The organism is Bartonella sp. AP19HLJMH, from assembly GCF_042196245.1.
In the GTDB taxonomy this organism is placed as follows: Bacteria; Pseudomonadota; Alphaproteobacteria; order Rhizobiales; family Rhizobiaceae; genus Bartonella.
Map to the genome: position 1 here is coordinate 1 of NZ_JBHIPX010000027.1, position 8,222 is coordinate 8,222.

Genomic DNA, 8,222 nt, shown 5'->3' on the forward strand with positions numbered 1-8,222 from the left:
ACACAAAATCGGCAATGGTCTTATTGCTGGTCTAAAAGGCTATGATCTCTATAGCAAAGGCAAAGGTCTTTATAATGGGATGAAAGGTGGAAACAAACAGTCTATTCGTGATATTGTTGATGTTTCTGCTAGCGTAACCGTGGGCTTTAAGACAGAGAAGGCAGAAGCCTCTGTTCAGACCTCTACAGCGGTAACAGATAGCATAGAAGCAGGACGCGCTGTTAATATGCAAGCCCACAAAGGTAGCATCCATGGTGTTGGAGCCGATATTATCGCTGGTACAAACCCGATACAAAGCAATGATGAACAGAGCGGGAATATCACCATGGGAGCAGGTAAAGATATCATCTTTGAAAGTGCGCAAAACACGCAGAGCACAGAAAACCACACGCAAAGCGCTTCAATGAATGTTGGGTATAGTTATGGTACCGGTGGTACAGGGTGGATGGGGAATGCTTCTTTTGGTAAAGGCAAGGGTTCCAGTGAGGAGGTTCACCAGAAGAACAGCCATATTATTGGCACCGGCACAGTTCACACAACGAGTGGGGCAAACACCACATTGGCAGGCGCCGTGGTTTCTGGAGAGCTTGTAGAAATGGAAGTAGGGGGTGATTTTACCGTTGTCAGCCGCAGTGATACGGGACAAAGTTCCAGCAAGCAAAACTCTGTTTCCATTGGTTATAATAGCCGAGAAAAGGATGGTACAGCCACAACCAATATTTCCTTGAACAAGGATAAATCCTCTAGTGATTATCATAGTGTTGTGGAACAATCAGGCATCAAAGCGGGTGATGGTGGTTTTAAGATCAACGTTAAAGATAAAACGACCCTAACCGGAGGTATTATTGAAAGCACCGCGCCGGCAGATAAAAACAGCCTGACCACAGGAAGCATTAGCACCAGTGATATCAGCAACAGTGCGCATGCGCAAGCCAGCAGCGATGGGATCAGCATTTCTGCGGGTGGTCCGATGTATCAGGGCAAATATGGTGTCGGGAAAAACATTGCTAAAAATGTCTTAGATCATTCAAAAGCTAAAGATTCAGAAGAAGGCTATACCAAATCTGCTATCAGCAATGGCACCATTGTCATTACTGATGAAGCAGGGCAGAAGGCATTGACAGGGCAAGACGTGGAACAAGCCATAGCCTCCCTTAATCGTGATACCGCCACCGCCCATAAGGGTGTACAACAGCTCGATGCAGGCAAGCTGGAACAAATCGTCCATGAAAATCGTGAAATGGCAACTCAACTCTTAGAAGAAGGGTTTAAATACAGCGATGACTCCTATAAAACCATGTTTATCAAAGAGCACCCCATCGCCGTGGTCGACCGTGATGAAAAGGGTAATATAATCTATAAAATAGATGCAAATGGAGAGCCTATAGAAGACGCTCGTGGACAAAAAATCCCTAAGTTTCATTATTTAACGGATGAAGAAAAGCAGCATTTGCAAGAAGGCTCTGATGGCAAAGTGCATGTGTCCTTTAATGGCATCTTTACTCCACCAGAGGAAGCCGCTGTTTATGCAGAGCAACATGCGAAGGATAAAAATGAACCGCTTTATTTTGTTGTGTTCCCTCAAGCCGATTCTGCTATCTCAGAACTTCTAGTCGCGGGCTATCAGAAGTTTATGGAAAATAACTTTTGGGGTTTGACCAATTCAACACAAGAAGCAAAAGATTTGATGTATAGCTATGGTCTTACAGGGTTAGAACTTTATGGACATAGTCGCGGGACAATGACATTGGGGAATATGCTGAATTCTTTCAAACAAGAAGGTGTTCACGGTATAGCCAACGAAAACACGACTATCAATCTCTATGGACCAGCCTTTAATGTTTTAGTTGCATCCGGTCTGTTAGGGTATGTGAGTGATAGCAAACAAACCATTGTTGGTTTTGATGGGAATAGATATGACTTTGTCAGCAGAATTATTGGCGGCAATGGCTATACCTACGGGACACTCCCTGCTGGCAGTAACTGGTGGAAAGAATGGTGGAGAGTGATCATGAATCCCATAAGCTCCCATACTTGCCTTGGAGATGCGGGTCAAAAATGCCAAAAAAGGTATGGCTCATCTCATTTAAAACAAAAACCTTGAATTAAATCATGGAGGAAAAAATGAAACAAACTCTAAAATTATTAAGTGCTGTAACTTTGTTAGGTATTGCAGGATGTCAGTTTAATAAAACTCCTGGGGGGTATTTGAGCGCATGGGAGAAAAATGGTGTTACTGATTTTACTGAGATAGGAAAAGCATTGTTAGAATGTGGTATGCCAACCCCTTATGATAAGGATCCAGAAAATAGAAAGTTAAGTTTAAATAAAAAGGCTTTCATTGATTCTTGTATGGTTCAATCAGGATTCCGCTATAAAGATACAGAGGCAGGAACGTGGTGTGAGAATTTTCAAGGAAAGAATCTTCCGGCTTGTCGTCCAGGTGCTGTCATACCACAGCGCAGTGTCAAGAAGCGCTTGAACAGCCCGTTTTGTAAAAAATATAAAAATAGTCGCAAATGCCAGCCTTAAGTTTTGCTGTTTGTGATGATTAACAATCCGCCATCCTTGCCTTCGCTTGGAATGTCGGGATTGTTTTCTCAATTTACCATCTCAACTCAGTTCAGAACTGTCTTGAAAAACGGAGATAAAATATCAACAGGCTTATGAGCTCTGTTTTATTGTAAATAAATCCATTGAAAGAGGGGAAAAATGAAGAAAATCTTAAAACTGTTGAGTTGCATAGCTCTCTTAAATATAGCTGGATGTGTTAACCAACCTCCTCCATCAACTTTAGCATTATGGGAAAAACCAGGTGTCGATAAAGCGATGATCCAACAATCCTTATCAAAATGTGGCTGGAAACCGGTTTATGCTTCTTCTAGTGATATGAATTCGTATGCGAGTGAATTTGCCTCAGTTTATGAGTGCATGAAAAAAGCAGGTTTCCGGTATAAATTGCAAGATTCAAAAGGGCTTTATTTTGTACAACCTCTGAAAAGTGACTCGTTTTTAGCTAATTTGATGCTAGCTGGATATCAGCAATTTATGGACAATGATACCTTTGGTGTGACCAACAAAACGAAACAGGAACGCGCTTTACTAACGCATTTTGAGGATGAAAGAAAACGTCAGCAAAAGCAAAAAGCTTTACAAAAGCGATCACCAAAGCGTCCTCCCCATCGTTAAAAAGGTCGTTGGATAAAATCACGAATGAAGTAGGGGATCAAAGCTGTCTCCTTCTTTATTCAAGCGGGTGGCACTTTAAATAAGGCAGCGTTCATGGTGTTGGCGCTGATATTATCGCTGGTACTAATCCAATCTATGTGCTGGAAAATGATGAACAGAGCAGGAATATCACCTTAGAAGCAGGGCAACATATCACCTTTGAAAGTGCACAAAACACGCAAAGCACACAAAACAGCAGTGAAAGTGCTTCAATGAGTGTTGGCACCGGTTATGGCACGGGTGGCGCAGGGGCAACGGGCAGTGCTGCTTTTAGTCAAGGGGAAGGTTCCAGTGAGGAAGTTCAACACAAAAACAGCCATATTATAGGCACCGGCACTGTTCATACCACGAGTGGGGCAAACACCACATTGGCAGGCGCCGTGGTTTCTGGAGAGCGTGTAGAAATGGAAGTAGGGGGTGATTTTGCCATTACCAGCCGCAGTGATACGGGACAAACTTCCAGCAAGCAAAACTCTGTTTCTGTTGGGTTTGGTGCTGGACAAACGGGTGGTGGGGGCTCCATGAGCGCCTCTTTCCAAAAGGATAAATCCTCCAGCGATTATCATAGTGTTGTGGAACAATCAGGCATCAAAGCTGGTGATGGCGGCTTTAATATCATTGTTAAAGATAAAACAACGCTGACTGGAGGACTTATTTCCAGCACAGCCTCGGCAGATAAAAACAGCCTGACCACAGGAAGCATTAGCACCAGTGATATCAACAACAGTGCCCATGCTAAAGCCAGCAGCCATGGGTTTAGCATTTCTGGTGGCGGTGCTTTGCAACAGGGGAAATATGGCATCATAAAAAATATTGCTAAAAATGCTTTAAGTCATGGAAAAGCCAAGGATGCAGCAGAAGGGAAAACCAAATCTGCTATCAGTGATGGGACTATCATCCTTACTGATACAACTGGACAGAGGGCGATGGGGCAAGATGCTGGACAAATCATTGGCTCTCTCAACCGCAACACCGCTACAGCCCACCAAGCAGTAGAACAGCTAGATGTCGCATCGCTTGAGGGGATAGTACATAATCGCGTAGATATGATCAATGATTTATCGGATGAAGAATTTAATATCTTTGAACAGGGCTTTGTAAACATGTTTATCAAAGAGCATTATCTGGCTACTGTGGATCACGATGAAAATGGCAATGTGATCTATGCAACCGATGAAAATGGAGAACCTATAGAAGATAGCCATGGAAACCCGCAGCCGCAATATCATTATTTAACGCCTGAAGAACAACAGAATTTACAAAAAGGTTCTGATGGCAAGGTTCATGTTTTCCTCAATGGTATTCTTACAACACCAGATGAAGCAGCCCATAATGCGGTTCAGTTGGCTGATAACAAGAATGATCCGCACTATTTTCTGATGTTCCCTCATAGCGATTCGCTCTTGGTAGAGGGGTTCATTGCAGGGTATCAGTATTTTCTAGAAGGTAAGTTGGGTGCTCTGACCAATTCGACGAAGAAGTACCAGAATCTGTTGTATAGCCTTGGCAATATAGGATTGCATACTGATGCGCATAGCCGCGGCAGTATGACAGCGGGCAATGGATCGCATGATTTAGAAAAGCATGGTGTTCATGGTATAGCAAAGAAAACAACGATTAATTTCTTTGGACCAGCTTATAATACTCAAAACATGGCAGATACGTTATATATCTTAAGTGATGGAAAGCAGGATTACGTAAACTTGGAAAATCATAAAAATGACTTTGTGGGTACAAAGATTGGCAAAAATCCTTACACTTTTGAGCAAATACCTCCTGGAAGAGGTCCCTGGAAAGAGAGAGGGCAAATATTTAAAGGCTACCCCAGTGTTCATGCTTGTTATGGTCATGCAGGTTATGCGTGTACATCGCGCTATGGTTCACCTAATCGTACGCCAATTTATTCAAAATATTCAGGGAGGAAAAAATGAAGAAAATCTTGAAATTATTAAGTGGTCTCATTCTGTTAAATATCGCTGGATGTAACATTGATAAGCCTGCTCCAGGGTATTTGAGTATGTGGGAGAAAAATAGTGTTACTGATTTTACTGAGGTAGGAAAAGCTTTGTTAGAATGTGGTATGCCAACGCCTTATGATGTTGATCCAGAAAGTGAAAATATAAGCATTAATGCTAAAGCAAAAATTCATGCTTGCATGCTCCAAGCAGGATTCCGTTATAAAGATAAGTTGGGAGGTAATTGGTGTTATACTTTTAGAGCCGAAAACCTTCCCATATGTCGTCCAGGTGCTGTCATACCACAGCGCAGTGTCAAGAAGCGCTTAAACAGCCCGTTTTGTAAAGAATATAAAAATAGTCGCAAATGCCAGCCTTAAGTTTTGCTGTTTGTGATGATTAACAATCCGCCATCCTTGCCTTCACTTGGAATGGCGCGATTGTTTCCTCACGCACATTATTTAACGGATGAAGAACAACAGAATTTACAAAAAGGTTCTGATGGCAAAGTTCATTTTTTCCTCAATGGTATTCTTACAACACCCTATGAGGCGGCTGTTTATGCAGAGCAACATGCGGAGAATAAAAATGTACCGCTTTATTTTGTTGTGTTCCCAGAAGCCGATTCTGCTATTTCAGAACTTCTGGTCGCGGGTTATCAGAAGTTTATGGAAAATAACTTTTTGGGTTTGACCAATTCAACACAAGAAGCAAAAGATCTAATGTCTCGCTATGGTAACACGGGATTGCATTTTGATGCCCATAGTCGTGGCAGTTTGACAGGCTTTAATATGATGAATTCTTTCAAACAAGAAGGTGTAAATGATGTAGCAGGCAATACAACGATCAGTTTCCATGGACCAGCGGCTAATGTTTTGGCGGCATCCGGTTTGTTAGGTTATGTGAGTGGTGGCAAACAAACCACTATTGGTTTTGATGGGCATAGATTTGACGTTGTAAGCAGATTGATTGGTGGCAATGGCTATGCTTATGAGACAATATCTGCTGGTAGTAACTGGTGGACAGAATGGTGGAGAGTGATCATGAATCCCATAAGCTCCCATACCTGTCTTGGAGATGTGGGTCCAAAATGCCAAAAGTTTTATGGCTCATCTCATCGTGAACAATTTCCTTTAAGTAAATCATGGAGTAAAAAATGAAACACATTTTAAAGTTATTAAGTGGAATAGTTTTGGTGAGTGTAACTGGATGTAATATCGATAAACCTCCTCTAGGAGAGATAGCTACGTGGGAGAAAAATGGTGTTACTGATTTTACAGAGGTAGGAAAAGCCTTGTTAGAATGTGGTATGCCAACCCCTGATGATGTCGATCCAGAAAACAGAAAACTCAGCTACAATGCATGGGCAACTATTGATGCCTGTATGGTTCAATCAGGTTTTCGTGATAAAGTGGGGGGAGGGACTTGGTGTGAGAATCATAAAGCCGAAAACCTTCCCATTTGTCGTCCAGGTGCTGTGATCCCGAGGCCCAGTGTCAAGAAGCGCTTAAACAGCCCTTATTGTAAAAAATATAAAAATGCACCTGAATGCAAACCTTAAGTCTTGCTAGTGATGATCAACAATCCGCCATCCTTGCCTTCGCTTGGAATGGCGGGATTGTTTTCTCAATCTAACATCTCAATATTGTTCACCGTTGTTTTAAGCAGCGGTGACAGAAAATATCAACAGGTTTATGAGCTGTTTTATCGTAAAGAAACCCATTGAAGGAGGGGAAAAATGAAGAAAGTCTTGCAATTATTGAGCGGCATAGCTCTGTTAAGTATAGCTGGATGTGAGTATAAAGCTGAGGTTCCCTTATCAGCTTGGGAATTATGGGATAAGCTTGGTGCAAATACAATTGATATAGGGAAAGCGCTGTTAGAATGTGGCATGCCAACACCTTATAATCGTGATGAATACAACAGAAAGTTAGACGGAAATGCGAACGCATTAATTGAAGCTTGCATGGTTCAAGCAGGTTTTAGATATAAATCCGGATATTTGAGTTCGTGTGAGTTTTTTGATGCTCGTTTTCCGATTTGTCATTCAGGTGCTGTCATTCCTCAAAGAAGTGTTAAGAAACGCCTGAACAGCCCCCATTGTAAAAGAAATAGAAACAAGCCTGAATGTCTACCGTAGTTTTTTGATGATGGTATGATTAAGAGTAATCTTTAGTTTTTTTATCTTTTGCATAAGTGTGTGGGCCAATTGTATCGGCACTCAACATGTTTCAAATTGATATGGACAGAGGAATATAAAACATCGACAAGCTTATAAGCAATCTTATCATAAAAAATCATTGAAGGAGAGAAAAAATGAAAGCAACTTTAAAGTTATTGAGTGGATTGGCTTTGCTTATTATAGCTGGATGTTTTCCAGGTCCTTACCAGGCTGTGGATGTATTAGAGAAGCTAGGAGAAGATAAGATTGAGATTAAAAAAGCACTATTAGAATGTGGAATGCTGAATCCTCATGATGATTATATGATGGATTATAGAGAGTTAAGTATAAATGCGAATACATCTATTTATGCATGTCTAACCCAAGCAGGTTTTCATAGTAAATTAGGAGGGAAGTGGAGAGATCGGTGTAGAAATTATAATGCCGAAGATCTTCCGATTTGTGTGCCAGGTGCTGTCATTCCAAAACGAAGTGTCAAGAAGCGTTTAAATAGTGCTTATTGCCAAAAATATAAAAATAAACCAGAATGCCAACCTTAAGCACTGTTTGTGATGATCAACAATCCGCCCTCCGTGCCTTTGCTTGGAACGGCGGGATTGTTTTCTCAATCCATCATCTCAATATTGTTCACCGTTGTTTTAATGAAGCGGTGACAGAAAATATAAACAAGCTTATGAGCTTTTTTATTGTAAATAAATCCATTGAAAGAGGGGAAAAATGAAGAAAATCTTAAAAATATTGAGTTGCGTAGCTCTGTTAAGTATCACTGGATGTGTTAATTCAATTCCCTCACTTTCTCCAGCATTATGGAGAAATAAAATACTTTTAGAATGTGGAGTACCGGACCTTAATAAGGT

General features: G+C 41.3%; 8 protein-coding genes and 1 pseudogene. All 9 read left to right on the forward strand.

The window, feature by feature from the left end; all coding sequences use genetic code 11:
• A partial coding sequence (locus ACFINR_RS08755; protein ID WP_375654105.1) for a hemagglutinin repeat-containing protein occupies window positions 1-2,104 on the forward strand: 2,104 nt, incomplete at its 5' end.
• Window positions 2,105-2,124: 20 nt separating this feature from the next.
• A complete protein-coding gene (locus tag ACFINR_RS08760; RefSeq protein ID WP_375633031.1) occupies window positions 2,125-2,532 on the forward strand; it encodes a hypothetical protein in 408 nt (135 codons plus the stop codon).
• 180 nt (window positions 2,533-2,712) lie between these two features.
• Window positions 2,713-3,189, forward strand: coding sequence for a hypothetical protein (locus tag ACFINR_RS08765; protein WP_375654106.1), 477 nt, complete (start codon window positions 2,713-2,715; stop codon window positions 3,187-3,189).
• Between the two features lie 83 nt (window positions 3,190-3,272).
• Window positions 3,273-5,159: pseudogene (locus tag ACFINR_RS08770) on the forward strand (hemagglutinin repeat-containing protein); the annotation flags it as partial.
• Complete coding sequence (locus ACFINR_RS08775) at window positions 5,156-5,563, forward strand: hypothetical protein (RefSeq protein ID WP_375654107.1); 408 nt, start codon at window positions 5,156-5,158, stop codon at window positions 5,561-5,563. The pseudogene ACFINR_RS08770 and the gene ACFINR_RS08775, both read left to right, overlap by 4 nt.
• A 15-nt stretch (window positions 5,564-5,578) precedes the next feature.
• The gene (locus ACFINR_RS08780) at window positions 5,579-6,343 is read left to right on the forward strand and encodes a filamentous hemagglutinin (RefSeq protein WP_375654108.1); all 765 of its coding nucleotides are present in this window, start codon (window positions 5,579-5,581) and stop codon (window positions 6,341-6,343) included.
• Window positions 6,340-6,744, forward strand: coding sequence for a hypothetical protein (locus ACFINR_RS08785; RefSeq protein WP_375654109.1), 405 nt, complete (start codon window positions 6,340-6,342; stop codon window positions 6,742-6,744). Before ACFINR_RS08780 ends, ACFINR_RS08785 begins: the two co-directional genes overlap by 4 nt.
• A 177-nt stretch (window positions 6,745-6,921) precedes the next feature.
• Window positions 6,922-7,323 carry a hypothetical protein gene (locus ACFINR_RS08790; RefSeq protein ID WP_375654110.1) on the forward strand — a complete coding sequence of 134 codons (402 nt, stop codon included), beginning with the start codon at window positions 6,922-6,924 and terminating at the stop codon, window positions 7,321-7,323.
• 176 nt (window positions 7,324-7,499) lie between these two features.
• Window positions 7,500-7,904 carry a hypothetical protein gene (locus ACFINR_RS08795; protein WP_026500686.1) on the forward strand — a complete coding sequence of 135 codons (405 nt, stop codon included), beginning with the start codon at window positions 7,500-7,502 and terminating at the stop codon, window positions 7,902-7,904.
• The last annotated feature ends 318 nt before the right edge of the window (window positions 7,905-8,222 follow it).